Raw genomic sequence first — 23,456 nt, 5'->3', positions numbered from 1 at the left:
GGCCGCTCTGAAGCGGAGATCGTTGCGGGGCTTGTGCATGGGTATCCCGCGCCTGCGAGTGGCCCTGACGGGGGTGCGTGGCGCCCGCCTCACAGACCTGGGGAAGCGCGATGCGGTTCATCGCGGCAGCCTCGCCCGCCGCCCACGCCATGGCGTCGGACTCGCCTGGCGCCCGCCCACGGTCCTGGTGAAGCCCGGTGCCTGCCCACTGCCCCGGGGAAGCGCGCTGCCTGAGCCACGACGCCAGACTCGAACGTCGCCCATCGGGCGCCACAATCGCCCGTTGCCCGCCGCCCACCCCACGACGGGAGTCGCCCGCGCCCCGGCGCGAGGGGACGCAGACCCTCGCCACCCCGGGCTCTGAGCCGGGCACTCCCGCCGCCCCGGCCCTTGAGCCTGGCACCGCCGCCCCCCGCCCCCCGGCACCCGAGCCGGGCACTCCCGCCGCCCAGGGGCGCCCGCGCCGCGCACCGCCGCCGCCCCGGGCGCCCGAGCCGGGCACTCCCGCCGCCCCCGGGCCCGAGCCGGGCACCCCCGCGCCCGGGCGCCCGAGCCGGGCACCACCCCGCCGCGGGCGTGATGTGCCCCACCCGCGCCTCGCCACCCCCGCCCGTGTGGGGGAGGGCACCAGGGCCTAGCAGCGGGGGCGGGGATCGGTGCGTCCCCATAGCCGAAACGGGTTCGCGAGGTCGCACTATGGTGAGGCTGTTCGGCGTGATCGCGTGATCAAGGCTCAGTGGAGAGTTGCCTGAAATGAGTTCGACCGGTGTTTCGTCCCGTCCCGGCGTGGCCTCCGGGCGGGAGACCCTTCAACGGCGACCGGCCAGCCCCGAGCAGATCCGGGACGAGCTGATCGAAGCTGCCGCCCAGCAGGCACCCGACATCGCCGACCTCATCCGCCTCTACTACCGCCACCTGCCCGCCGAAGAAGTCCTCGGCGACGACCCCGTCGACCTCGTCGGCGCCGTCCGGTCGCACTGCCAGTTCGCCGAACAGCGCGTCCCCGGGAGACCGGGCGTCCGGCTGTTCAACCCCACCACCGCCGAAGACGGCTGGACCCGCGACGCGACCGTCGTGCAGATCGTCACCGATGACATGCCCTACCTGGTCGACTCGATCACCGCCAAGCTCGCCCGCGACGGGCTGCAGGTCCAGCGGCTGGTCCACCCCATCGTCGTCGTCAGCAGGGACATCACCGGCAAGCTCCTCGAAATCCACCCCACCGCCGACGCCGCCCAGCCCCCCGAGGGCGCCGCCGCGGAATCGTGGATGTACGTCGAGGTCGACCGCATCACCGACCCCACCCGGGCGCGGGAACTGGACACCCGCCTGACCTCCGTCCTCGCCGACGTGCGCGAGGTCGTCGAGGACACCGAGAAGATGGTGCAGGCCGCGAACGACGTCGCCCGGGAACTCGACGACAACCCGCCGCCGCTGCCCGCCGACGAGATCGCCGAGAGCGCCGCGCTGCTGCGCTGGCTCGCCCGCGGTCACTTCACCTTCCTCGGCTACCGCCGCTTCGAGGTCACCGAAGGCGAACCCGGCGACGACGAACCCGCCTTGCGCGCCTCCCTCGCCTCCGGACTCGGCGTGCTGCGGCAGGACAACCTCGCCGCCCGTAGCCTCACCGCCGGCCCTGACACGGCGGGCAACGCCCTCAAGCCCGAGCTCCTCGTCCTCACCCAGGCCAGCGCCCCCTCCACGGTGCACCGGCCCGTCTACCCCTACTACGTCGGCGTGAAGACGTTCGACGAGCGCGGCCAGGTCACCGGCGAACACCGCTTCCTCGGCATGTTCACCACCAGCGCCCTGCACGAGGATGTCCTCGACATCCCCGTCGTCGCGCGCAAGGTCCGCGACGTCATCCACCGCGCCGGCTACCCGATGGAGTCCTTCTCCGGCCAGCGCATGCTGGAGGTCCTGCAGAACTGGCCGCGGGCCGACCTGTTCTCCGCCGACCGGGACTCGCTGTACTCCACGGCGATCGGCGCGATCACGCTGTCCGACCGGCGGCGGCTGCGGCTGTTCCTGCGGCGCGACCCCTACGGCCGCTTCTACTCGTGCCTCGTCTTCCTCCCGCGCGACCGCTACACGACCCGTTCGCGCCTGGCGATGCAGGAAGTCCTGCTCGCCGAACTCGAAGGCACCCACCTCGAGTACGGCACGCGCGTCGGCGAGACCGCGCTCGCCCAGGTGCACTTCATCGTCCACACCGACCCCAGCCGCCAGCTGGAACCGGACACGCTGCGCATCCAGGAACGCCTCAACGCGGCCGTGCGCAGCTGGGACGACCTGATGGTCGACGCGATCCTCGCCGAGCGGCGTGAGGGCGGCCGGGCCACGACCGTCGGCGAGGAGTCCGCCACCGAGCTGGGCCAGCGTTACGCGGGCGTGTTCCCCGAGGCCTACAAGGAGGACTTCAGCGCCGTCGACGCGCTGGCCGACCTCCGCAGGCTGGAGTCGCTGCGCGACGAGCAGGACCTGGCGATGTCGTTCTACGTGCCGGCGGACGCCGAGCCGGGGGAGCGGCGCTTCAAGCTGTACCTGCTGGGCGAGGGCGTCACGCTCTCGGCCGTGCTGCCCGTGCTGCAGCGCATGGGTGTCGAGGTCGTGGACGAGCGGCCGTACGAGCTGCGCCGCGAGGACGGCACCCGCTCGTGGATCTACGACTTCGGCCTGCGCATCCGGCAGCAGGCGCTCGACGACCTCACCGAGCAGGACGAGCAGGACCTGCGGGTCCGCTTCCAGGACGCGTTCGCCGCCGCCTGGCGCGGTGACTGCGAGATCGACGGCTACAACTCGCTGGTCCTGCGCGCGGGGCTGACCTGGCGGCAGGCGTCCGTGCTGCGGGCCTACGCGCGCTACCTCCGCCAGGCCCGCACGCCGTACTCGCAGGAGTACATCGAGGACGCCGTGCTGGCGCACACGGACATCGCCACCAAGCTGCTCGAACTGTTCGAGCACCGCTTCGACCTGGCGACCGACCCGGAGTCCGACGCGCAGTCCCAGACCCTCGTCGACGAGATCACCTCGATGATCGACGGGGTGACGAGCCTCGACCAGGACCGCATCCTGCGGCGCCTGCTCGCGGTCATCTGCGCGACCCTGCGCACCAACTACAGGGTGACCGACGACGACGGGAACCCGCGCCCGTTCCTGGCGATCAAGCTCGACCCGCAGAGCGTGCCGGACCTGCCCGAGCCGCGCCCGCGGTTCGAGATCTTCGTGTACTCGCCGCGCGTCGAGGGTGTGCACCTGCGGTTCGGCGCCGTCGCCCGCGGTGGGCTGCGCTGGTCGGACCGGCGTGAGGACTTCCGCACGGAGATCCTGGGCCTGGTCAAGGCGCAGGCCGTGAAGAACGCGGTCATCGTGCCGGTCGGCGCGAAGGGCGGGTTCGTCGTCAAGCGCCCGCCGGCGCCGACGGGCGACCCCGGCGTGGACCGCGACGCGCAGCTGACCGAGGGCATCGCCTGCTACCGCATGTTCATCTCGGGCCTGCTGGACCTGACCGACAACCGCGTCGAGGGCCGGACGGTGCCCGCGAAGGACGTGGTGCGCTACGACGCCGACGACACGTACCTGGTGGTCGCGGCGGACAAGGGCACCGCGACGTTCTCCGACATCGCCAACGAGGTGTCGGCGAGCTACGGCTTCTGGCTCGGTGACGCCTTCGCCTCCGGTGGTTCCGTGGGCTACGACCACAAGGCCATGGGCATCACCGCGCGCGGCGCGTGGGAGAGCGTCAAGCGGCACTTCCGCGAGCTGGGCGTGGACACGCAGCGGCAGGACTTCACGGTCGTCGGCATCGGTGACATGGCGGGCGACGTGTTCGGCAACGGGATGCTGCTCTCGGAGCACATCCGGCTGGTGGCCGCCTTCAACCACCTGCACATCTTCCTGGACCCCGACCCGGACGCGAAGACGTCGTTCGCCGAGCGCAAGCGGTTGTTCGCGCTGCCGCGCTCGTCGTGGGAGGACTACGACCGTTCCCTGATCAGCGAGGGCGGCGGGATCTACTCGCGCAGCGCCAAGACGATCGCGATCACGCCGCAGGTGCGCCGCGCGCTCGGTCTCGCCGAGGACGTCACGCACCTGTCCCCGGCGGAGCTGATCAAGGCGATCCTGCTCGCCCCGGTGGACCTGCTGTGGAACGGCGGTATCGGCACCTACGTCAAGGCCGAGGACGAGACGCACGCCGACGCGGGCGACAAGGCCAACGACGCCGTCCGCGTCAACGGCAAGGACCTGCGGGTGAAGGTCGTCGGCGAGGGCGGCAACCTCGGGCTGACCCAGCGCGGCCGCATCGAGTTCGCCCGCACGGGCGGCAAGATCAACACCGACGCGCTGGACAACTCGGCCGGCGTGGACTGCTCGGACCACGAGGTCAACATCAAGATCTTCCTCGACCACCTGGTCGCGGCGGGGCAGCTGGACCGCGAGCAGCGCAACAGCCTGCTGCACGAGATGACCGACGAGGTCGCCGAGCTCGTGCTGGCCGACAACTACCACCAGAACTCGGTGCTCGGCGTGAGCCGGGCGCACGCTCCGGGCATGGTGAGCGTGCACGAGCGGCAGGTCGCGGCGCTGGAGGCCGCGGGCGCGCTGGACCGGGAGCTGGAGTCGCTGCCGACGAAGGCCCAGTTCCGCGAGCTGGAGAAGGCGGGCCGCGGCCTGACCTCCCCGGAGCTGGCGACGCTGCTCGCGCACGTCAAGCTCGACCTGAAGGACGAGCTGCTGGCCAGCGAGCTGCCCGACGCGGAGGTGTTCGCGCGGCGGCTGCCGGAGTACTTCCCGAAGCCGTTGCGGGAGCGGTTCTCCGACGCCATCGCCGAGCACCCGCTGCGCAGGCAGATCATCAGCACGATGCTCGTCAACGAGGTCGTCGACGGCGCGGGGATCACGTACGCGTTCCGCCTCGCCGAGGAGATGAACGCGACCGCCACCGACGCCGTGCGCGCGTACACGGTGGTCACGCGCGTCTACGAGTTGGACTCCCTGTGGAGCGCGATCCACGCGCTCGACAACGTCGTGGACACCCGCATCACCGACGCGATGATGCTGGAGTCGCGGCGGTTGCTCGACCGCGCGGCCCGCTGGTTCCTGGCGAACCGCCCGCAGCCGATCGCGGTCGGCGCGGAGATGAGCCGCTTCGGCGACAACGTCGCGAAGCTCGCGCCGAAGGTCCGCGAGATGCTGGGCGGCCGGGAGGCGGAGACCGTCGCCGAGCGCACCAAGCGGTTCTGCGGCGAGGGCGTGCCGACGGAGCTGGCGGACCGCGTCGCGGTGCTGCTGGACTCCTACGGGCTGCTGGACGTCATCGAGGTCACCGAGCTGGCGGAGCGGGAGGCCAGGGTCGACGCCGAGCGCAGCCCGCTGGAAACCGCGCAGCTGTACTACGCGCTGTCGGCGCACCTCAACGTCGACCAGCTGCTGACCTCGATCAGCGCGCTCGAACGCGGCAACCGCTGGCACGCGCTCGCGCGGCTCTCGCTGCGTGACGACGTGTACTCGTCCCTGCGGGCGATCACGCTGGACGCGTTGCGGCACAGCGACCCCGAGGACTCCACCGAGGAGAAGATCGCCCAGTGGGAGAAGGCGAACGCGTCGCGGCTGTCGCGGGCGCGGGTCGCGCTGGACGAGATCGGCCGTTCGGGCAGGCTGGACCTGGCGACGCTGTCGGTGGCGGCGCGCCAGCTGCGGAGCACGGTGAGGTAGCGGGTGTACGTGGCGATGGTCCGGCCGCGCTGGTCGGACATGGACGTGTTCGGGCACGTGAACCACGCGCGGATGGTGACGCTGCTCGAAGAGGCCCGGGTCCCGCTGTTGTTCGGCGAGGCGGGCGAAGCCGGGCTCGCGGAGTTCGCCAAGGGTATGGTCGTGGTGAAGCTGTCCGTGCACTACAAGGTGCCGATCGTGGTCGCCGGGCAGGAGATCCGCGTCGAGGTTTCCTTGCGGGAGCTGAGGTTCGCCTCGGCCACCCTCGACTACCGGGTCCACAGTGGACCTTCCGAGGCGGATCCCGTCGCGGTCGTCGCGGACACCGTGCTCGCGCCCTACGACGTGGCGACGGGGCGGCCGCGCCGGTTCACGGACGAGGAACGTAAGTTCCTGCGCGACAGGCTGGCGGAGGGGACCGATGACTGACAGCGTCCGGGGCACGGCCACCGAGCTGCGCATCGCGGACAGCGCGGACCGCGAGACGCTCAGCGCGTTCGTCGCCCGCGCGGTCCGGCTGGACGGGCAGTGCGCGGTGCGGCTGCGCAACCGCGGCGAGGAGGTCGTGGAAGCGTGGGTCGCGACGCCGTTCGAGGTGCTCGCGACCCGCGCCGTCTCCGGGCAGAGCACTCCGCGTGACGTGACGGTGTCCGGCAACGAACTGCTCGCCGCGCTCACCGTCGCGCCGGGGGAGCGGATGGACCCCGGCCCGGCGCGGGACCTGCTGTGGCACGCCGAACTGCCCGCCGGCGGGCAGTGGCAGCACGTCGACGACGTGCCGGTGCGCGTGATCGGCGAGCTGACCGACCGCGGCGTCGGGCTCGCGCGGGAGCACGTCGGCCCGCACGGCACGCCGCCCGCGTCGCTGATGGACCAGACGGTGCTCACCGTCAGTGGGGACGGCATCGAGGTCAAGATCCCGATGCGCTGCCTGTTCGCGTTGTCCGGCATGGGTTTTGTCGATTCGTCGATCGAAGAGGACGTGGTGCGGGTGACCGCGACAAGCTCGTGGCTCCGCCTCGACGGCCGTTATGGAGCGGTCTTGCGGCGACGCCAGGCGTTGTTGCCCTTGCTGTTCTGAGAGGAGCCCGGGATGCGGAAGCCGACCAGCCACGAGCGGATGACCGGACAGCACTGGGACGCGTCCTACCAGAGGGACGAACCGGCGCCGTGGGACATCGGCGGCCCGCAGCCCACGGTGGTGCGCCTGGCGGCCGGGGGCGGGTTCACCGGCTCCGTGCTCGACGCCGGTTGTGGCACCGGGGAAAACGCACTGCACCTCGCCTCGCTGGGGCTGCCGGTGCTGGGCTTCGACGTGGCCGGGACGGCGCTGGCGATGGCCCGGCAGAAGGCCGCGGACCGGCGGCTGGCAGCGGAGTTCGTGGAGGCGGACGCGCTCCGGCTCGATCGGCTGGGGCGCCGGTTCGACACCGTGCTCGACTGCGGGTTGTTCCACACCTTCGACAGCGACGAGCGGCGGGAGTACGCGGCGAGCCTGGCGACGGCGACGGCGACGGAGCACGGGGGCACGCTGTACGTGCTGTGCTTCAGCGACGAGGGCACGGACACCGGCCCGCACCCGGTCAGCCGGGAGGACCTCACCGCGGCGTTCGGGGTGGGGTGGACCGTGGCCGCCATCGTGCCGGAACGGGTGCGGACGACCTTCCACGACGAGAACGGCGCACCGGCCTGGCTCGCGACGATCAGGCGGAGCTGAGGACGTGACCGCGGTACTCGGGACCGAGCGGGCGCACCGTGGCCTCGCCGGGGTTCCTTGACCACCGATCAGGGGGCGACGATCAGCAGCTGCCCGGAGCACCCGCGTGGCCTCGTCGACCGCGCGGTACCGCTGCCCGGGCGACGACCCGGCGGCCGACGCGATCAGCCGGTTCTTCGGCCTCAGCTGGCAGCTCCCCCGCCGGTACCCGCTGCTGTTGGACCCCGCCCTGAACCGGAGCCTCCGAGTCGACGGCAGCGACCCGCACCGGCGATGAGCGCCTGGCTCGCCGCCGTGATTCTCGAACTCGGCCGCACCGCGGCCGCCCCAGCTGCCGCAGGCCGCAGCACCGCCGACGAGGCGAAGGTCGTGCTGCGGAAAAGCGCGTTGCGGCTCTGTGAGGCGGGCTAGAGGCTTCGGTCCGTGACGTTCTTGATGACGTTCTCGGGGCCGCCTGCCCAGCCAATGCCGCTGACGCCCGAGTTCACGTCCGAGACCTACGAGTCTTCGTCATGGAGGCGTGCGCCGTTCTCGCCGAAGTGGGATGCCGCCTGCGGATAATCCCACAACAGCCGTTCGTCCCGATCGGGGTCGTCGACTGGGGTGCTGACGGTGTCGAACAACATCGTGGTGCGGGTCGACGGGGTGTAGCGCGGCCAGGACGGCTCGCCGTGGACGAAGCGGACCCACGCGTCGTGCATGGTGGTGGTGATGGGTCGCGCCCGGGCGGTGTCGCGGCCGAGGAACAGCCGGAAGAACGGGTTGTCCAGATCGTCGAAGACCAGGGGTACGTCGAGGCCGTGGCAGGCGCCCATGCCCCGCACCCCGCTCCGCCAGTCCAGCCGGTACATCCACACCTCGCCACCGGCCGCGTGCTGCGCCTCGGCGAAGCGGATCGCCGGCAACCACCAGTCGGCCGCCGTCGTGACGCGCGCGGTCAGCTCGTCCTCGGACAGGTCCGGGAACCGCTCCCGGTAGTGGGCCAGCGCGCCGTCGTACGCGCGCCGGTCGAGCGTGAGCGGGCCGGAGGACTGGCCGAGCGCGCGGAACAGGTCCTCCTCGTCGTGGTTCGTCCCGATCAGCAGCCGCACCTCGGCGGCACTGCCCGCGGCGACGGCGTCCAGCGGCGGCCGCGTCAGCTCCGCGCCGTCCACCACCACCCGGTACGGCACCCGGTTCGACGACCGGCGGACCTGGGCTTCGACGATCCGCTCGGCGGGCAGCTCCCGCAGCTTTCCGGCCGTCTCCGGCGTCAAGTCCAGCTCCGCCAGCAACTCGCCCGCCGTGCGCCGCGCCGCTTCCGGCGTGTCCACCAGCGAGCCGACCCCGGTGCCGCTCTGCACGATCGCCTGCTGGAACAGGCCGCGCGCGGCTGGGGCGGCCAGCAGGGTGCCCACCGTGCGGCCGCCGTTGGACTCGCCGGCGAGCGTCACCCGCTCCGGGTCACCGCCGAACTTCGCGATGTGGTCCCGCACCCAGCGCAGGGCCGCGATCTGGTCCAGCAACGCGAAGTTCCCACCGCCGAACACCTCGGGCAGGTAGAGCAGGCCCAGCGCGCCCAGCCGGTACGCGATCGTCACGACGACCACGCCGTGCTCGGCGAACCTGGTCCCGTCGTAGTCGTGCGGGGAACCGGTGACCCCGCCACCGCCGTGGATCCAGACCAGCACCGGGTGCGGCCCGGGCGCCTCGGGCGCGTACACGTTCAGGTACAGGCAGTCCTCGCTGCCGGTCAGCCCGCGGCCGAGGATGTCGGGCTGCAGCGAAGAGGGGGCCGGGGCGTCCTCGCCGGACCACGGACCGGGCGGCTGGGGCGGCGCGAACCGCAGCTCACCGACCGGCGGGGCCGCGTAGGGGATGCCGCGGAAGACGCGGGCCATCAGTCCCAGCTGTTCAGCATGCTGTGGGCGGCCATCTCCAGGTAGTTCCACAGCTGCTGCTCCAGGTGCGGCGGCAGGTCGGCCTCGTCCACCGCGATCCGCATCGCGCGGAGCCACGCGTCACGCTCCAGCGGGCCGACCTTGAACGGCGCGTGCCGCATCCGCAGCCGGGGGTGACCACGCTGCTCGGAGTAGGTGTGCGGGCCGCCCCAGTACTGCATGAGGAACAGCCGCAGGCGCTCCTCCGCCGGCCCGAGGTCCTCCTCGGGGTAGAGCGGCCGCAGCACCTCGTCGTCCGCCACCTCGGCGTAGAAGCGGGCGACGATCTTGCGGAAGGTCGGCTCGCCGCCGACGGCCTCGTAGAAGGACTGGGGTTCGGACACGACTCCTATTGTGCCGCGTTCGCCGGACCCACGAACCGGCCCATGGGCGGTTCGAAGCCCGCCTCCTCCAGTCCCGCGATCACGCGGGCCCGCAGCGCGCGCTGCACCGACCACTGCTTGCCGGGCCGCACCTTCGCCGTCACGCGGATCGTGATGCCCTCCGGTGTGACGCTCTCCACGCCCAGCACCTCCGGCGGCTCCAGCACGTCCTCCGACAGCGGCTCCTCCGCGACAGCCGCGGTCACGCTCGCCGTCAGCACGTCGACGGCGCGGTCGACGTCCGCGGTGTAGCTCAGCGGCACGTCGACGACCGCGTTCGCGTAGCCCTGGCTGGAGTTGCCGACCCGCAGCACCTCGCCGTTGCGGACGTACCAGACGGTGCCCTTCATGTCCCGCAGCGTCGTGATGCGCAGCCCGACGGACTCGACGGTGCCGCTGGCCGGGCCGATGTCGATCACGTCCCCGACGCCGTACTGGTCCTCCAGCATCATGAACATGCCGGACAGGAAGTCCTTGACCAGGTTCTGCGCCCCGAAGCCCAGCGCGACACCGACGATCCCGGCCGACGCGATGATCGGCCCCAGGTTGATGCCCAGCTCGCCGAGGATCTGGATGAACGCGAGCCCGAACACCACGAACGACGTCAGCGACTTGAGCACCGAGCCGATGGTCTTCGCCCGCTGCCGCCGCCGCTCCAGCACCACGGGACCGAGCAGGTCGGGCGCGCGCTCACGCAGGGGGCGCAGCAGCGCGGGCAGGCGACGGCCGTTGCCGCGCGGGATCTCGGTGACCCGGTCGATGAGCTTGCGCAGCAGGAACCGGATCAGCACCGCGACGGCGAGGATGAGCAGGATCTTGATCGGCTTGGCGATCAGCCAGCCCGCCGACGCCGCCAGCCACTCGTTGTGGGTCAGCTGGAACACCTGGTAACACCAGGTGCCCTTGTCGGTCACGCACTGCGGGGTCTCGGTCAGCAGCGGGTTCACGGGGCCCTTCCTAGCCTGGACCGCCCTCGTTCACGTGAACTTCGGACGGATCTCACAGGACACGTCTTCTAACACGGTCGCATTTCCGGGGTGATCTGTGGTCTGCTATGACCGCACCGGTGGAGGTGGTCGAGTGCCAGACCGACAACCGATCCCCCTCGGCGCCGCCGACCACGATCCCGTGGCGGGACAGGCGCCGGAGGTAGCCCTGCGCGCCTATCCGGGTGGGGTCTCCCACCCGAGTGGGCCGCCCCCGCGGAGCGGAGGCCGGACGGCCCGCCCGCCGGGACAGCGTAGAGGCCGGGATCCCGCGGTCGGCACGGCCCCCGGGTGGGGGCGGCGCAGGGTGCTCCTGCTCAACGCCACCTACGAACCGCTGACGGCGCTGCCGCTGCGGCGGGCCGTGGTGCTGGTGATGTGCGGGAAGGCCGACGTGGTGCACGGAGATCCGGCGGGGCTCACGCTGCACGCGGCCACGACGTCGCTGCCCGTGCCCTCGGTGATCCGCCTGTCCACCTACGTCCGGGTGCCCTACCGCGCCCAGGTGCCGCTCACCCGTGCCGGGCTCATGCACCGGGACCGCTACCGCTGCGCCTACTGCGGTGGCAGGGCCGACACCATCGACCACGTCATCCCGCGCAGCCGGGGTGGCCCCCACAGCTGGCAGAACTGCGTCGCCTGCTGCGCCAAGTGCAACCACCGCAAGGCCGACAAGCTGCTGTCCGAGCTGGGCTGGCACCTGCGGGTGGTGCCGACCGCCCCGCACGGTCCGCACTGGCGGCTGCTCGTGCACAGCGGAGACGCGGATCCGCTGTGGCGGCCCTATCTCGGCGCCGCAGCTTAGCAAGATCCCCCGCCCACACCTTCGCCCCGGTCGTCGTCTCGACGGCCGGGGCGCTGTGGTGCGTGAAGGTGTGGTTCAGGCGGCGGTCACGCGGGTGCCCGCGGTGACGCGCGTGCCACGGGTGACCCGGGTGCCGCGCGTGACGCGGGTGCCGGCGGTCACGCGGGTGCCGCGGGTGACGCGCGTACCCCTCGTGACGCGGGTCCCCGCGGTGACACGGGTACCCCTCGTGACCCGAGTACCCCTGGTCACACGGGTACCGCACGTGACGCGGGTGCCGGCGGTCACCCTCGTGCCCCGCGTGACGCGGGTGCCACGACCGCTCTCGGTGGCGATCAGTGACGGAACGTGGCCGACGTTGGGCTGAGCGGGGGTAAGCGCGAGGTTCATGACATGTCCTCCGGGGACCCAGTGCGTTACATTGCGGGAAGGGGAGCGAGGCGCAAGGCCCGTACAGGTGAAAAAGCTACGAGGATTTGTCCCCGGGAACAACCCGAATTGCGGTGAGTGCGGCCGGCCGTACGGCGAGTTGCCATCATTCGCGCAAGGGTCTTTCGGCCCATTGTGTGAACGGACGGACGGCACACGGCGGACGGCGGCCCCGAAGCGGCGAACGGGCTTGACCCTCCGCACACGAACGGGCTGATGCTCCTCCCGTGGGATGAAGGCGTATCGGCTAAGGTTCTCCCTCGTGAGCATCGTCGAGACAATCCTGGTCTTCGCGCTGATCCCGGCGGCCATCTACGGCGTGGTCGCACTGGTGACGTTGCGGTCGAAGTTCGCCGGGAACCCCCGCTACCGTCCGGGCCAGCCCTGGGAGTACCCGCCGATGTGGTGGAGCGGTAACCCGGAGGGCGTCGGCGCGCATCGGCAGGTGAACTCCGGCGAGGCGTCGGGGACGGCAGTGGGAGGTGCCCGTGGCAGCTGGTGAGCTGGTCCAGCAGACGGAGTCCGGCGAGGCGGAGTTCGGCGTCGGCATTACGTCGACCGGACGCCGGTCGATCGCCCGGATGTACGAACCCGCTAAGCCGTCCGTCCCGTTCAGCGTGCCCCAGCTCGCCCGTCTCGACGAGGCGCTGACGCTGGCGAGCCGGGAGACGGGCATCGACTTCAGCGTGTACCTCGGCGAGCTGGGTGGCGACACCCGCGAGGCCGCCGAGCGGCTGCACGCCTCGATCGGCGCCGCCGCGGCTCACTCGGTGCTCATCGCGGTGTCGCCCGGCGAGCGCGTCGTCGAGGTCGTCACCGGCGCCGAGGCGTTCCCCCGGCTGCCCGACCGCGCCGCCAAGCTCGCGGTGATGAGCATGGTCGCGTCCTTCAAGGAGGGTGACCTGATCGGCGGCCTCGTCTCGGGCCTCCGCATGCTCGCCGACCAGGCGGGGCACGCCCCGGCCTGATCCGCGGAACACGAAGAACGGCCGGCCTCCCGAGCGGGAGGCCGGCCGTTCTCGTATCCGTCAGCTCTCGTCGAACTCGCGCGCGGCCAGTGCGCGCACGATCCCGGCCCGGCCCTCCGACACGAGGCGGCGCAACGCGGCGGGCCGCTCCTGCGCGAGCCACGCGTCCGCGGCGTCCACAGTGGACTGGTCCACGGCCCACGCGGGGAACAGCCCGACGACCGTGGGCTGGGCCCGCTCGCTGGAGCGGCGGCGCCACACGTCATCGATCACGTCGAAGTACTTCGCCACGTACTCGCCGAGCAGGTGCTTCTGCCCCGGGTGGGAGAAACCGCCGATGACGGCGTTGCTCATCGCGTTGGGCAGCTCGTCGTCGTACACCGCGCGCTGCCACGCCTCGGCCTTGCTCTCGGCGGTCGGCCGCATCGCCCGCGCGTACTCCGCGTGCCGCCGCCCCGTCGCGGTGTCGTCGCGCGCCAGCTCCGCGTCGATCTCCGCGTCGCCTGCCTTGCCGTGCGCGACGAGCGCGTTGAGCAGCCGCCAGCGCAGGTCCGCGTCGACGGTCAGGCCCTCCAGCGGGGACGAGCCGTCGAGCCAGCCCGCCAGCACCGCGAGCTTCTCGTCGTCGAGCACCGAACCGGTCAGCGAATTCACGAAGGCCAGCTGGTGGTCCGAACCCGGCTCGGCCGACCGGGCCAGCTCCAGCAGCCGCGTGGTGAACTCGGGCCAGCCCTGCTCGGCGGCCCAGCCCTGCTCGGCGTAGGAGTTCAGCGCGGTCTGCGCCTGCAGCAGCAGCCGCTGCACGACGCCGACCTCGGTCTCGGCGTGGATGCCGTGCGAGACGATCGCCACGAAGTCCCGCGCCTTCAGCTCGGCTTCGCGGGTCATCTCCCACGCGGCCGACCAGCACAGCGTGCGGGGGAGCGGCTCGGTGATGTCGGCGATCCGGTCGACCAGCGTGGTCAGCGAACCCGCGTCGAGGCGCATCGTGCAGTAGGTCAGGTCGTCGTCGTTGACCAGCACGAGCTTGCCCGCGGGCGCGCCCACGAGGTCGGGCACCTCGGTGACCTCACCCTCGACGTCCAGCTCGACCCGCTGGATGCGCACCAGGTTGCCGCTGGAGTCGTCGTCGTAGATCCCGACCGCGATCCGGTGCGTGCGCAGCTCGCCCGCGCCCGGCTTGGCGCCGCTCTGCACCACCGCGAACGACGTGAACCGGCCCTCGCCGTCGGTGTCGAACCGCGGGCGCAGCGAGTTCAGGCCCGTGGTCTCCAGCCACTGCGCGCTCCAGCCGGACAGGTCGCGCCCGGACGCCTGCTCCAGCGCCGCCAGCAGGTCCGCCAGCGTCGCGTTGCCCCACGCGTGCTTGCCGAAGTACACCCGCAGGCCGGCGAGGAAGTTGTCCAGGCCGACGTAGGACACCAGCTGCTTGAGCACGCTCGCGCCCTTGGCGTAGGTGATGCCGTCGAAGTTCACCTCGACGGCCTGCAGGTCCACGATGTCCGCCGCGATCGGGTGCGTCGAGGGCAGCTGGTCCTGGCGGTAGGCCCAGGACTTCTCGATGTTGGCGAAGCTGGTCCACGCGTGCTCGTACTCGGTGGCCTCGGCCTGCGCCAGCACGCTCGCGAACGTCGCGAACGACTCGTTCAGCCACAGGTCGTCCCACCAGCGCATGGTCACGAGGTCGCCGAACCACATGTGCGCCATCTCGTGCAGCAGCGTCTCGGCGCGGCGCTCGTAGGAGTAGCGGGTGACGCGGCTGCGGAACACGTAGTCCTCAAGGAACGTGACCGCGCCCGCGTTCTCCATCGCGCCCGCGTTGAACTCGGGCACGAACAGCTGGTCGTACTTGGAGAACGGGTACGGGGTCGCGAACGCCTTGTGGTAGAAGCCGAAACCCTGCTTGGTCTCGGTGAACAGGCGGTCGGCGTCCATGTGCTCGGCGAGCGAGGCGCGGCAGTAGATGCCGAGCGGGATCGTGCCGTGCTCGTCGGTGTACTGGTCGTGCCACTCGGCGTACGGGCCGGCGACGAGCGCGACGAGGTAGGTGGAGATGCGCTCGGACACGGCGAACACCGTCTTCGTCGCGCCCTCCGCCGTCTTCTCGGTGGACTCGACCTGCGCGTTCGACACGACCTTCCAGTCGCTCGGCGCGATCACGGTGAGGCGGTAGACCGACTTGAGGTCGGGCTGGTCGAAGCAGGCGAACATGCGCTTCGCGTCGGCGGTCTCGAACTGGGTGTAGAGGTAGACCGCGTCGTCGACCGGGTCGACGAACCGGTGCAGGCCCTCACCGGTGTTCATGTAACGGCAGTCGGCGCGCACGACGAGTTCGTTGGTCTCGGCGAGGTCCGGCAGGGCGATGCCGTCGTCCTCCACGTAGCCGGAGACGTCCAGCTCACGGCCGTTGAGCGTGGCCGAGCGGACTCCGGCGGCGACGATGTCCACCCAGGAACTCGCCCCGGCGCGTGCGCTCGCGAAGCGGATCGTGGTGGTCGACTCGAACGTCCGCTCGCCGGGGTGGCCGTTGCCGTCCGTCAGGTCGAGCAGGATGTCGTACGACTCGACGTCCAGCAGTTCCGCGCGCTGCTTTGCTTGGTCGCGGGTCAGGTTAGGGGCGGGCACAGGCACCTCGTAGCACTAGCGATGGTCATTGGGCTGTCTTGCTATCCAATCACGGATGGCCCGGGGAACAAGCGGAACGCGGCGGCTGTTGCCCTGGTTACCGCCAACTGTTGGCACGGCACAAGGAGCTTTCATGTCCGCTGAGCGCACGCGCGTCGACTTCTACTTCGACCCCGTCTGCCCGTTCGCCTGGATCACGTCCCGCTGGATCCTCGAGGTCGAGAAGCAGCGGGACCTCGACCTGCACTTCCGGGTGATGAGCCTGGCCGTGCTGAACTCGGGCCGTGACCTGCCGGAGCAGTACCAGCAGCTGATGGAGAAGGCGTGGGGCCCGGTGCGCGTCGCGACGGCGCTGGCGCAGGCGAAGGACGAGAGCGTGCTGCGCGACTTCTACACGGAGTTCGGCACGCGCTACCACAACCAGGACAACAAGGACATTCCGGCGGTGCTGAAGGAGGCGCTGGCGGCCGTGGGCGCCCCGGCGGAGCTGCTGGCGGCCGCGGAGTCGACGGAGTACGACGAGGCGCTGCGCAAGAGCCACCACGAGGGCATGGACCCGGTCGGCATGGACGTGGGCACCCCGACGATCCACATCGACGGCGTGGCGTTCTTCGGCCCGGTGCTGTCGTCGATCCCCCGCGGCGAGGACGCGCTGAAGGTCTTCGACGGCGCCCGGCTGCTGGCGTCGTACCCGGACTTCTACGAGCTCAAGCGGACCCGCTCGGGCGAGCTGAACTTCGACTGAGCTCGTCGCGCTGCCGCCGCACGAAGGCGGCGTCCACGGGGTCTCCGTGCCCCGGCACGATCGTGCCGGGGCGCAGGGCCAGCAGGCGGTCCAGCGCGTGCGGCCATTCGGCCGCGTGGGAGTCCGGGCCGATCGACGGGGGCGCGCCCTGCTCCACCAGGTCACCGGCGAACAGCACGGCGGCGTCCGGCACGTGCACGGCGACGTCGTGATCGGTGTGCCCGCGGCCGGGGTGGAGGAGCGTGACGCGGCGCCCGCCGAGGTCGAGGGCCACCTCCGTGGCGAGCGTGTCGGTCGGCGGGACGAGCTCGGCCTCCTCGAGGCGCGCGGCCAGTTCCCCGGAGCCCTCCTGGCGGAACTTCGTGGCCCACTCGGCGCGGTCGGCGCCCATCGCCGGGCGGCAGCGCTCGTGCGCCCACACCCGGCACGGCAGGAACGCGCGGGTGCCGAAGTGGTGGTCGAAGTGGGCGTGCGTGAGCACGACGAGCCACGGCAGCGCGGTGATCTCCCGGATGGCGGCGGCGAACTCCGCTCCCTGCACCTCGTCCCCGCTCGTGTCGACGACCAGGCAGCGTTCACGGCCCACGACGAGGCCGAGCGTCTGGTCGAGGTGCTCGTACCGCCGTGCCAGCACCCCGTCGGCCAGTTCGAGCCATCGCGTCATACCCAGAGCATGCCCCGCCCGGACCGGGATGGCAGACTCCAGACGTGCGTGTCTACTTGGGATCCGACCATGCCGGTTTCGAGCTGAAGAACCACCTGGTGAGCTACCTGAAGGGCCAGGGGCACGAGGTCACCGACATCGGCCCGTTCGTCTACGACGCGGCCGACGACTACCCCGCCTTCTGCATCGAGACGGCGCGGCGCGTGGTCGCCGACGAGGGCAGCCTCGGCATCGTCATCGGTGGTTCCGGCAACGGCGAGCAGATCGCGGCCAACAAGGTGCCGGGCGCGCGCGCCGCGCTGGCCTGGAAGCCGGAGATCGCGCAGCTCGCCCGCGAGCACAACCACGCCCAGCTGATCGGCATCGGCGCGCGGATGCACACGGTCGAGGAGGCCACCGCGATCGTCGACACCTTCCTCGCCACCCCGGTTTCGCCCGACGAGCGGCACGCCCGGCGGGTGCAGCAGCTGCTGGACTACGAGCGCACCGGTAACCCGCCCGCGCTGCCCGCCTGATGCCCGAAGGCCACACCCTCCACCGGCTCGCCCGGTTGCACCAGCGCAGGTTCGCGGGTGCGCCGGTGGAGGTGACCAGCCCGCAGGGCAAGTTCGCCGAAGCGTCCCGTGTGGACGGTGCGGTGCTGGTGAAGGCTGAGGCGTACGGGAAACATCTGTTCCACCACTACACATCCGTCGGCGCGGTGCACGTCCACCTCGGGCTGTACGGCACGTTCACCGAGGCGAAACTGCCCGTGCTGGCCCCCGTGGGGCAGGTCCGCATGCGGATGGTCGGCAAGACACATTGGACGGACCTCCGCGGCCCGACGCGGTGTGAACTGCTGACACCCGACCAGGTGGACGCGATCAAGGCGCGCCTGGGGCCGGACCCGCTGCGCCGCGGCGCCAAGCCGGAGCAGGCGTACGAGAAGATCTCCGCCTCGCGCACGTCGATCGCCGCGTTGCTGATGGACCAGTCGGTGCTCGCCGGCGTGGGTAACGTGTACCGCGCCGAACTGCTGTTCCGCCACGGGGTGCCGCCGATGCGGCCCGGCCGCCTGCTCGACCACGAGACGTGGCAGGAGATGTGGGCGGACCTGGTGGCGCTCATGCGGCACGGCGTGCGCGTCGGCCGCATCGACACCGTCGCCGACGAGCACCTGCCGCACGTGACGGGCCGCGCGCCGCGTGAGGACCGGCACGGCGGCGAGGTCTACGTCTACCGCCGCACCGGTCAGCCGTGCCTGGTGTGCGGCACGCCGATCGCGCACCGCGAGCTGGCCGGGCGCAACCTCTACTGGTGCCCGGTGTGCCAGCCGGGGGAGTGACCCGGCTCCCGCGCGGGAGCCGGGCCGGGGGTCAGAAGTCCCCGAAGTCCCCGCCGCCGAAGTCACCACCGAAATCGCCGCCGAAGTCGCCACCGCCGTAGTCGCCGCCGCCGTCGAAATCGCCGCCGGCGTCACCCGCGTCGCCGCCGTCGGCGCCCGCGTCGGCCATGGCGTCCTCCTGGCCGGCGTCGTAGCCGGACTCCCAGGCCGCCGCGCTGGCGATGCCGCTCATGCCCGAGAACATCGCGCTGAACAGCAGCATCGAGCCGAGTCCCCACGCGCCCGCAACGAGTGCCGGCTTCCACCACGGCTCGCTGTACCAGCCCTGCGGCACCGGCCGCCCCGCGACGCGGCCGCCGGGGTAGTAGTACGGCGTGTTCGAGCCCGGGTCGGGCGAGGCCTCGTACGTCTGGCCCTCGACGTCGACCTTGCGGTGCTCGCTGACCTTGCCCGCGCGCTCGCGCTCGGCCTCCTCAGGCAGCTGGGGGCCGGGGTCCATGCCCATCGCCTTGCGCGCCGCGCGCACGTAGTAGAGGCCTTCGAGCGCGGTCTCCTTGACCAGCCGGGCCTGCTCGGCCGTCTGCGCCTGGTCCAGCTGCGAGCCGGCGGCGTTGTAGCGCTCCGACGCGTCGGCGAGCGCCTGCTTCGAGGCGGTGTCGGTGCCGGTCAGGTTGAGCACCTGCCCGCCGAGCCGCTCGACCAGCCGCCGCGCGTCGGCCTTGGCGTCCTCCAGCTGGCGCTGGCGGTTGCGGCCCTGCGCCTTGGCGAAGTACGCCACCCCGCCCACGATGACGAGGAGGAGCACGATCAGCGTGATCGTGGTGCCCATCGGTAACTCCCACGGTTTCGGAATCCTGAACCGGACAACGCGGACACTAACCGGGAAGTTCCCGGGTGCCCTCCAGCACCCTCACGGAAACCTCCTCTGTGAAGACACCGTCGGGCTGGGCCGCGAGCAGCGCTTCGCGGAGTTCCCGGTCGTAACGGGGAAAATCGGTGAGCCGCTCCAGTGGTGCCGCCGAGTGGAACGACCCGGCGAGTTCGTCGAGCGTCAGCCGATCGGTGTGGTCGAGACGGCGTTCGTGTACGCCGGTGAAGCCCGCTTCGCGCAGCTGTCTGCCGTAGCGCGCGCGTTCCTCGTCGCTGGTGCCGCAGGTGGGAAAGTCCCGAGTGCCGAACCATTTCGCCGCCACTTCGCGGATCGCTTCGCCCCACGCGGTGTCGGCCGTCCACACCGGCACGCCGTTCGAGATCACCGCCACCCGGCCGCCGGGGCGGAGCAGAGTGGTCAGCGCCGTGAACAGCCGCGGCGCGTCCATCCAGTGCAGGGCCTGGGCGATCGTGACGAGGTCGAGGCTGCCGCCGAGCAGCGGGGCGAGCGCGGGTACGTCGGTGTCGGCGCCGACCACCCAGACGGCGTTCGGGGTCTCCGTCGCCCGGGCTTCGGCGAGCATGTCGGGGGAGGGGTCCATGCCGACGACGGTCGTCGCCCTGGCCGCCAGTGAGAGCGTGAGCTGACCGGTCCCGCACCCGAGGTCGAGCACGCGCGGCCCGGGGCGCAGCGCTTCGAGCAGGTCCGCCCGGTAGCCGCGGCGGTAGCGCGCGTAGTAGCGGGCGCCGTCCCCGGCGAATTCCTGGATCACCACGCCAGCGTGGCCCCGTCCCGCGGACGCCGCCACCGCTTCCGCTCTCGACGAAAACTAGAACACGTTATAGTCTCCCGCGTATGAAGTTCAGCCTCTCGGTCGCGATGAACCCCCTCGAACAGTTCACCGAGCTGGCCCGCACGGCCGAGGAGTGCGGCTTCTCCTCCGTCGTCCTGCCCGACTCGCTCTTCTACTCGGAATCGGTGTCGGCGGAGTACCCGTACACCCCCGACGGCAGCCGGTTCTGGACCGCCGACACCCCGTGGGCGGACCCGCTCGTGGCGGCCGCGGCGATGGGCGCGGTCACGAACGAGATCGAGTTCTACACCTCCGTGATGAAGCTCGGCTCGCGCAATCCCGTGCTGCTGGCCCGGCAGGTCGGTTCGGTGGCCGTGCTGACCGGCAACCGGTTCGGCCTCGGGCTCGGCGTGGGCTGGTCACCCGAGGAGTTCGAGTGGTGCGGCGCGCCGTACGCGCAGCGGGGCAAGCGTGTCGACGAGGCGATCGACGTGCTGCGCCTGATCCTCGACGGCGGGATGGTCGAGTACCACGGGAAGTTCTTCAACTTCGACAAGCTGCAGATGAGTCCCGCGCCCAGCCGGCGCGTGCCGTTCTACATCGGCGGTCACACCGAGGTCGCACTGCGCCGGGCCGCGCGGGTCGGGGACGGCTGGTCCAGCGCGATGATGAAGTTCGAGGACCTGCGCACCACCATCGAGCGACTGCGGGAGCTGCGTGCGGAGTACGGGCGCGCGGACGAGCCGTTCGAGATCCAGGCGGTGTGCATCGACCGGTTCGGCGCGGACGGCTACCGCGAGCAGGCCGAGATCGGCGTGACGGACGTCGTGACGCAGCCGTGGGTGTTCGAGGGCATCGGGTTCGGCGACGCGCTGGAGCCGAAGAAGGACGCCATCAAGAAGTTCGCCGACGAGATCATCGCGAAGGTGGGGTCATGAGCATCGACGTCTGCTGGGACACGTCCGCGGAGCAGCCGCCCGCGCGGCGGGCCGCGTGGAACTCCATGAACGCGGTCGTGCGGGGCGCGAAGGACGAGTGGCTCGCGTTGTTCGCGCCGGACGCGGTGATCGAGGACCCGGTCGGACCGTCGATGTTCGACCAGGAGGGCAAGGGCCACCACGGGCACGACGGGATTTCGGCGTTCTGGGACCTCACGATCGCGAAGGTCGAACGGTTCGAGTTCGTCATCCGCGACTCGTTCGCCGCGGGCGACGAGGTCGCGAACTACGGCACGATCACGACGTTCCTGCCCGGCGGTTACCGCGTGGACACCGACGGGGTGTTCGTCTACCGCGTCGGGGCGGACGGCCTGGTGAAGTCCATGCGGGCGTTCTGGGAGACCGAGCGGGCGATGGCGACGGCGCGGCAGGTGGGGTAAACATCGCGCGCACGTGCGTAAGCGCTGTGTTACCCGCGGAGCGTCGGCGTGCCGCGGCGGTGCCGGAGCGCGACCATCCGCGCGCATGGACAGATCGTGCTGGGGCTGGCTGCCGGACATCGACGCGGACGCGACGCACTGGGTGCCGCCGGTGCGGGAGTACCACCCCCGCACCGGGTTCCGGTCCCGGTGCGGGCGGCGGTGCATCCCCTCGGAACGCACACACCAGTGGCGGAAGCTCCCACGTTGTGCGGAGTGCGTGCTCGCCGTCGGCGGTTGAGACGACAGCAAGCGCTTTCACACGGACGCTGCGGCTCGAGGTCGTTCAGCCGGCGTAGGCCTTCTCGACCGCGGCGATGTCGATCTTGTGCATGCCGTACATGGCCTTGGTAGCGCGGGTGGCCTTGGCGGGGTCGGGGTCGTTGATCAGTTCGAGGAGCCGGTCGGGCACGACCTGCCAGGCGACGCCGAACTTGTCGCGGAGCCAGCCGCAGGGGCCTTCCTGGCCGCCGTCGGCGGTGAGGGTGGTCCAGTAGTAGTCGACCTCGTCCTGGTTCTCGCAGGGGATCTGGAACGAGATGGCCTCGTTGAACTTGAACTCGGGGCCGCCGTTGAGGCCCACGAACCGCTGCCCGTTGATCTCGAACTCGACGGTGATGACGGAGCCGGCGGGGCCGGGGCCCGCGTCGTTGTAGTAGCTGGTCGGGCCGAGCTTGAAGTCCTTGAAGACGGTCCCGTAGAACTTCGCGGCGTCCTCGGCCTGGCCGTCGAACCAGAGGCACGTGGTGAGACGCTTGTCGGACATGGCTCCTCCTTCGGGTGTGGATGCGTGGGTAGACCCGAGCGGGAGGGAAAAGTCATCGGTGGGAGCGGCTTGATGCGGTGAGCGGCGGTTCCCTGGAGTGGGACCGCCGCTCGGTTTGTGCCGCTGACCTGCTGTGACGCGCTGGAGCGGGCGACGGGAATCGAACCCGCGTAGCCAGTTTGGAAGACTGGGGCTCTACCATTGAGCTACGCCCGCATGCGCCCTGGTGACCCGGGGTGCGCGACCAGTTTAGCGGGTCAGGCTAGAGTGATCGCAGCGCCCCATCGGGGCGGCCGGGATGTGGCGCAGCTTGGTAGCGCATCCGCTTTGGGAGCGGAGGGTCGCAGGTTCAAATCCTGTCATCCCGACAAACAGGCGTTGACCTGCGGTTTTACCCCTTCTTTGGGTCGGCGGATCCGGTCGGGGAGCGCTGGTTCTACCTGTGAACGGCGGCCCCTGTCGCGCCTCCCGACGTCGGGGACCCGCAGCCTGGTTGGACGCGCTTCCAGCGCCGGGGAGAAGGCGCTTCGTCGGCAGCTCGCACGGCCTATTGCCCGGCGCCTGCGCCTGGTGGGCATGATCGAACCGGGCATGGTGGACACCGAGTTGCCAGGGTGCGGGAGTTCATCGCCGCACATCACGGCTGGCTGACCGTGGTACGGCTGCGGTCTGCCGAGGGCGTGGGCGAACCCCCAAAAAACGGGTTGAGCAACCTCGCCGTCCAGGGCCTGAACGAACTGGCGGCCGTGGTGAAGAACCGGCTCAAACGGATCCAGTACCGACCTGTGCCCATCGACGGATTCCTTGCCCAGAGTGGACTCCTGCTGAAGTCTCGGCCCTCATGAACAGGCCCCGGCCTGTCAACCTCTGGTGTGTCACCACGTCCACTTCATGATCGGGTCGCAACGATATTTCCAGTTTTACCTTGCGACACTTTTTCCGGAAGCACTGGAAATGATTCCTCCAGGGGAAGGCTTTCGAGTATTTCGCGCGACGCTCGCTGTCATCCTGAACGGTGACTGGTTCCCACTGGTGCAGCCAGCTTTCGCCACCGCGGCGGGTTTCGTCGATCCCGGCTCCGGCTTTCCAGGCAGCACCGGGACGAGCAGTCTTGGTCAACGCAAGTTGGCGGACTTGCCAGGTCCTTTTCGCTTGGTCATCCGGGAGTGGCTGATCGGTTCGGGGGGCCGAGATGCTGGTATTGATCACGATGGCCCTAGGTGTGGTGTCCAGGGAGGTTGGTCAGGCGGGTGATCGGGGGTTTGCCGCTGGTTGCGCTGTGGGGTCGGTGGTGATTGTAGAAGTGCAGCCAGGGCGGTAGTGCTGCCC

At 70.9% G+C, this 23,456-nt stretch carries 25 protein-coding genes, 2 tRNA genes and 1 pseudogene; 17 read left to right on the top strand and 11 right to left on the bottom strand.

Features of this window, described 5'->3' with window-relative positions:
* Window positions 1–753 precede the first annotated feature (753 nt).
* From BMZ92_RS27560 to BMZ92_RS37560, 6 genes are all read left to right on the top strand, one after another.
* Window positions 754–5,715, top strand: a complete 4,962-nt coding sequence (locus tag BMZ92_RS27560; RefSeq protein ID WP_091513348.1) for an NAD-glutamate dehydrogenase — start codon at window positions 754–756, stop codon at window positions 5,713–5,715.
* 15 nt (window positions 5,716–5,730) lie between these two features.
* A complete protein-coding gene (locus BMZ92_RS27555) occupies window positions 5,731–6,144 on the top strand; it encodes an acyl-CoA thioesterase (protein WP_177228896.1) in 414 nt (137 codons plus the stop codon).
* Window positions 6,137–6,796 carry a DUF8010 domain-containing protein gene (locus tag BMZ92_RS27550; RefSeq protein WP_091513342.1) on the top strand — a complete coding sequence of 220 codons (660 nt, stop codon included), beginning with the start codon at window positions 6,137–6,139 and terminating at the stop codon, window positions 6,794–6,796. Before BMZ92_RS27555 ends, BMZ92_RS27550 begins: the two co-directional genes overlap by 8 nt.
* Window positions 6,797–6,808: 12 nt before the next feature.
* On the top strand, window positions 6,809–7,432 hold the full coding sequence (locus tag BMZ92_RS27545; protein ID WP_218153563.1) for a class I SAM-dependent methyltransferase: 624 nt from the start codon (window positions 6,809–6,811) through the stop codon (window positions 7,430–7,432).
* Window positions 7,433–7,538: 106 nt separating this feature from the next.
* A complete protein-coding gene (locus tag BMZ92_RS37565) occupies window positions 7,539–7,709 on the top strand; it encodes a hypothetical protein (protein ID WP_177228890.1) in 171 nt (56 codons plus the stop codon).
* The gene (locus BMZ92_RS37560; protein WP_177228889.1) at window positions 7,706–7,843 is read left to right on the top strand and encodes a hypothetical protein; all 138 of its coding nucleotides are present in this window, start codon (window positions 7,706–7,708) and stop codon (window positions 7,841–7,843) included. The genes BMZ92_RS37565 and BMZ92_RS37560 overlap by 4 nt, the downstream gene beginning before the upstream one ends.
* Before the next feature lie 86 nt (window positions 7,844–7,929).
* Here the strand turns inward: BMZ92_RS37560 and BMZ92_RS27540 are convergent, their stop codons facing one another.
* The 3 genes from BMZ92_RS27540 to BMZ92_RS27530 are packed head-to-tail and all read right to left on the bottom strand — an operon-like array spanning window position 7,930 to window position 10,681.
* On the bottom strand, window positions 7,930–9,312 hold the full coding sequence (locus tag BMZ92_RS27540; protein ID WP_091513341.1) for a carboxylesterase/lipase family protein: 1,383 nt from the start codon (window positions 9,310–9,312) through the stop codon (window positions 7,930–7,932).
* Window positions 9,312–9,695 (bottom strand): globin, encoded by a 384-nt coding sequence (locus BMZ92_RS27535; protein WP_091513338.1) that lies wholly within the window; start codon window positions 9,693–9,695, stop codon window positions 9,312–9,314. Before BMZ92_RS27535 ends, BMZ92_RS27540 begins: the two co-directional genes overlap by 1 nt.
* A gap of 5 nt (window positions 9,696–9,700) precedes the next feature.
* Complete coding sequence (locus BMZ92_RS27530; RefSeq protein WP_091513337.1) at window positions 9,701–10,681, bottom strand: mechanosensitive ion channel family protein; 981 nt, start codon at window positions 10,679–10,681, stop codon at window positions 9,701–9,703.
* A gap of 346 nt (window positions 10,682–11,027) precedes the next feature.
* On the opposite strand from BMZ92_RS27530, the gene BMZ92_RS27525 reads away from it, so the two are divergent.
* Window positions 11,028–11,525 (top strand): HNH endonuclease, encoded by a 498-nt coding sequence (locus BMZ92_RS27525; protein ID WP_091513334.1) that lies wholly within the window; start codon window positions 11,028–11,030, stop codon window positions 11,523–11,525.
* Window positions 11,526–11,600: 75 nt separating this feature from the next.
* On the opposite strand, the gene BMZ92_RS27520 is transcribed toward BMZ92_RS27525, so the two are convergent.
* Entirely contained in the window at window positions 11,601–11,915 is a 315-nt protein-coding gene (locus tag BMZ92_RS27520; protein ID WP_091513332.1) for a hypothetical protein, read from the bottom strand.
* Between the two features lie 301 nt (window positions 11,916–12,216).
* Between BMZ92_RS27520 and ctaJ the strand changes: the two genes are divergently transcribed.
* Together ctaJ and BMZ92_RS27510 are read left to right on the top strand one after the other, a co-directional pair.
* Window positions 12,217–12,456, top strand: coding sequence for an aa3-type cytochrome oxidase subunit CtaJ (gene ctaJ / locus BMZ92_RS27515; RefSeq protein WP_091513330.1), 240 nt, complete (start codon window positions 12,217–12,219; stop codon window positions 12,454–12,456).
* Window positions 12,443–12,922, top strand: a complete 480-nt coding sequence (locus BMZ92_RS27510; protein ID WP_091513327.1) for a DUF5130 family protein — start codon at window positions 12,443–12,445, stop codon at window positions 12,920–12,922. The genes ctaJ and BMZ92_RS27510 overlap by 14 nt, the downstream gene beginning before the upstream one ends.
* Before the next feature lie 60 nt (window positions 12,923–12,982).
* Here the strand turns inward: BMZ92_RS27510 and pepN are convergent, their stop codons facing one another.
* Window positions 12,983–15,547 (bottom strand): aminopeptidase N, encoded by a 2,565-nt coding sequence (pepN, locus tag BMZ92_RS27505; protein ID WP_091513324.1) that lies wholly within the window; start codon window positions 15,545–15,547, stop codon window positions 12,983–12,985.
* A 133-nt stretch (window positions 15,548–15,680) separates the two neighbouring features.
* Here pepN and BMZ92_RS27500 point away from each other — a divergent pair, with 133 nt between their 5' ends.
* The gene (locus BMZ92_RS27500) at window positions 15,681–16,292 is read left to right on the top strand and encodes a mycothiol-dependent nitroreductase Rv2466c family protein (RefSeq protein WP_091513323.1); all 612 of its coding nucleotides are present in this window, start codon (window positions 15,681–15,683) and stop codon (window positions 16,290–16,292) included.
* On the opposite strand, the gene BMZ92_RS27495 is transcribed toward BMZ92_RS27500, so the two are convergent.
* Window positions 16,255–16,956, bottom strand: coding sequence for an MBL fold metallo-hydrolase (locus tag BMZ92_RS27495; protein WP_091513320.1), 702 nt, complete (start codon window positions 16,954–16,956; stop codon window positions 16,255–16,257). The two genes, BMZ92_RS27500 and BMZ92_RS27495, sit on opposite strands and share 38 nt — an antisense overlap.
* Before the next feature lie 44 nt (window positions 16,957–17,000).
* Here BMZ92_RS27495 and BMZ92_RS27490 point away from each other — a divergent pair, with 44 nt between their 5' ends.
* Window positions 17,001–17,471 carry a ribose-5-phosphate isomerase gene (locus tag BMZ92_RS27490; RefSeq protein WP_091513318.1) on the top strand — a complete coding sequence of 157 codons (471 nt, stop codon included), beginning with the start codon at window positions 17,001–17,003 and terminating at the stop codon, window positions 17,469–17,471.
* A complete protein-coding gene (locus tag BMZ92_RS27485; RefSeq protein WP_091513316.1) occupies window positions 17,471–18,280 on the top strand; it encodes an Fpg/Nei family DNA glycosylase in 810 nt (269 codons plus the stop codon). Before BMZ92_RS27490 ends, BMZ92_RS27485 begins: the two co-directional genes overlap by 1 nt.
* Window positions 18,281–18,311: 31 nt before the next feature.
* Here BMZ92_RS27485 and BMZ92_RS27480 read toward each other — a convergent pair whose 3' ends face one another.
* The gene (locus BMZ92_RS27480) at window positions 18,312–19,109 is read right to left on the bottom strand and encodes a hypothetical protein (protein WP_091513313.1); all 798 of its coding nucleotides are present in this window, start codon (window positions 19,107–19,109) and stop codon (window positions 18,312–18,314) included.
* 46 nt (window positions 19,110–19,155) lie between these two features.
* Window positions 19,156–19,923 (bottom strand): class I SAM-dependent methyltransferase, encoded by a 768-nt coding sequence (locus tag BMZ92_RS27475; protein ID WP_091513567.1) that lies wholly within the window; start codon window positions 19,921–19,923, stop codon window positions 19,156–19,158.
* Between the two features lie 83 nt (window positions 19,924–20,006).
* On the opposite strand from BMZ92_RS27475, the gene BMZ92_RS27470 reads away from it, so the two are divergent.
* From BMZ92_RS27470 to BMZ92_RS27460, 3 genes are all read left to right on the top strand, one after another.
* Window positions 20,007–20,882 carry an LLM class F420-dependent oxidoreductase gene (locus tag BMZ92_RS27470; RefSeq protein ID WP_091513311.1) on the top strand — a complete coding sequence of 292 codons (876 nt, stop codon included), beginning with the start codon at window positions 20,007–20,009 and terminating at the stop codon, window positions 20,880–20,882.
* Entirely contained in the window at window positions 20,879–21,322 is a 444-nt protein-coding gene (locus BMZ92_RS27465; RefSeq protein WP_091513309.1) for a nuclear transport factor 2 family protein, read from the top strand. The genes BMZ92_RS27470 and BMZ92_RS27465 overlap by 4 nt, the downstream gene beginning before the upstream one ends.
* Before the next feature lie 85 nt (window positions 21,323–21,407).
* Entirely contained in the window at window positions 21,408–21,602 is a 195-nt protein-coding gene (locus tag BMZ92_RS27460; RefSeq protein WP_091513308.1) for a hypothetical protein, read from the top strand.
* A gap of 45 nt (window positions 21,603–21,647) precedes the next feature.
* Here the strand turns inward: BMZ92_RS27460 and BMZ92_RS27455 are convergent, their stop codons facing one another.
* Together BMZ92_RS27455 and BMZ92_RS27450 are read right to left on the bottom strand one after the other, a co-directional pair.
* Complete coding sequence (locus tag BMZ92_RS27455) at window positions 21,648–22,127, bottom strand: VOC family protein (RefSeq protein WP_091513305.1); 480 nt, start codon at window positions 22,125–22,127, stop codon at window positions 21,648–21,650.
* 142 nt (window positions 22,128–22,269) lie between these two features.
* Window positions 22,270–22,343, bottom strand: a tRNA-Gly gene (locus tag BMZ92_RS27450).
* A 78-nt stretch (window positions 22,344–22,421) separates the two neighbouring features.
* On the opposite strand from BMZ92_RS27450, the gene BMZ92_RS27445 reads away from it, so the two are divergent.
* Window positions 22,422–22,495: transfer RNA gene (locus tag BMZ92_RS27445), tRNA-Pro, on the top strand.
* Window positions 22,496–22,741: 246 nt separating this feature from the next.
* Complete coding sequence (locus BMZ92_RS37025) at window positions 22,742–22,972, top strand: hypothetical protein (RefSeq protein ID WP_143249956.1); 231 nt, start codon at window positions 22,742–22,744, stop codon at window positions 22,970–22,972.
* 371 nt (window positions 22,973–23,343) lie between these two features.
* Here BMZ92_RS37025 and BMZ92_RS37020 read toward each other — a convergent pair.
* A pseudogene (locus BMZ92_RS37020) lies at window positions 23,344–23,456 on the bottom strand (IS481 family transposase); the annotation flags it as partial.

The organism is Amycolatopsis sacchari, assembly GCF_900114035.1.
Lineage (GTDB): Bacteria > Actinomycetota > Actinomycetes > Mycobacteriales > Pseudonocardiaceae > Amycolatopsis_E > Amycolatopsis_E sacchari.
Note: the sequence above shows the minus strand (reverse complement) of the source record. Positions and strands in the feature narration are given on the sequence as shown.

Coding starts and splice junctions, on each gene's coding strand:
- BMZ92_RS27560 (WP_091513348.1), top strand. CDS start 754: ATGAGTTCGACCGGTGTTTCGTCCCGTCCCGGCGTGGCCTCCGGGCGG.
- BMZ92_RS27555 (WP_177228896.1), top strand. CDS start 5,731: ATGGTCCGGCCGCGCTGGTCGGACATGGACGTGTTCGGGCACGTGAAC.
- BMZ92_RS27550 (WP_091513342.1), top strand. CDS start 6,137: ATGACTGACAGCGTCCGGGGCACGGCCACCGAGCTGCGCATCGCGGAC.
- BMZ92_RS27545 (WP_218153563.1), top strand. CDS start 6,809: ATGCGGAAGCCGACCAGCCACGAGCGGATGACCGGACAGCACTGGGAC.
- BMZ92_RS37560 (WP_177228889.1), top strand. CDS start 7,706: ATGAGCGCCTGGCTCGCCGCCGTGATTCTCGAACTCGGCCGCACCGCG.
- BMZ92_RS27540 (WP_091513341.1), bottom strand. CDS start 9,312: ATGGCCCGCGTCTTCCGCGGCATCCCCTACGCGGCCCCGCCGGTCGGT.
- BMZ92_RS27520 (WP_091513332.1), bottom strand. CDS start 11,915: ATGAACCTCGCGCTTACCCCCGCTCAGCCCAACGTCGGCCACGTTCCG.
- BMZ92_RS27500 (WP_091513323.1), top strand. CDS start 15,681: ATGTCCGCTGAGCGCACGCGCGTCGACTTCTACTTCGACCCCGTCTGC.
- BMZ92_RS27495 (WP_091513320.1), bottom strand. CDS start 16,956: ATGACGCGATGGCTCGAACTGGCCGACGGGGTGCTGGCACGGCGGTAC.
- BMZ92_RS27485 (WP_091513316.1), top strand. CDS start 17,471: ATGCCCGAAGGCCACACCCTCCACCGGCTCGCCCGGTTGCACCAGCGC.
- BMZ92_RS27480 (WP_091513313.1), bottom strand. CDS start 19,109: ATGGGCACCACGATCACGCTGATCGTGCTCCTCCTCGTCATCGTGGGC.
- BMZ92_RS27470 (WP_091513311.1), top strand. CDS start 20,007: ATGAAGTTCAGCCTCTCGGTCGCGATGAACCCCCTCGAACAGTTCACC.
- BMZ92_RS27465 (WP_091513309.1), top strand. CDS start 20,879: ATGAGCATCGACGTCTGCTGGGACACGTCCGCGGAGCAGCCGCCCGCG.
- BMZ92_RS27460 (WP_091513308.1), top strand. CDS start 21,408: ATGGACAGATCGTGCTGGGGCTGGCTGCCGGACATCGACGCGGACGCG.
- BMZ92_RS27455 (WP_091513305.1), bottom strand. CDS start 22,127: ATGTCCGACAAGCGTCTCACCACGTGCCTCTGGTTCGACGGCCAGGCC.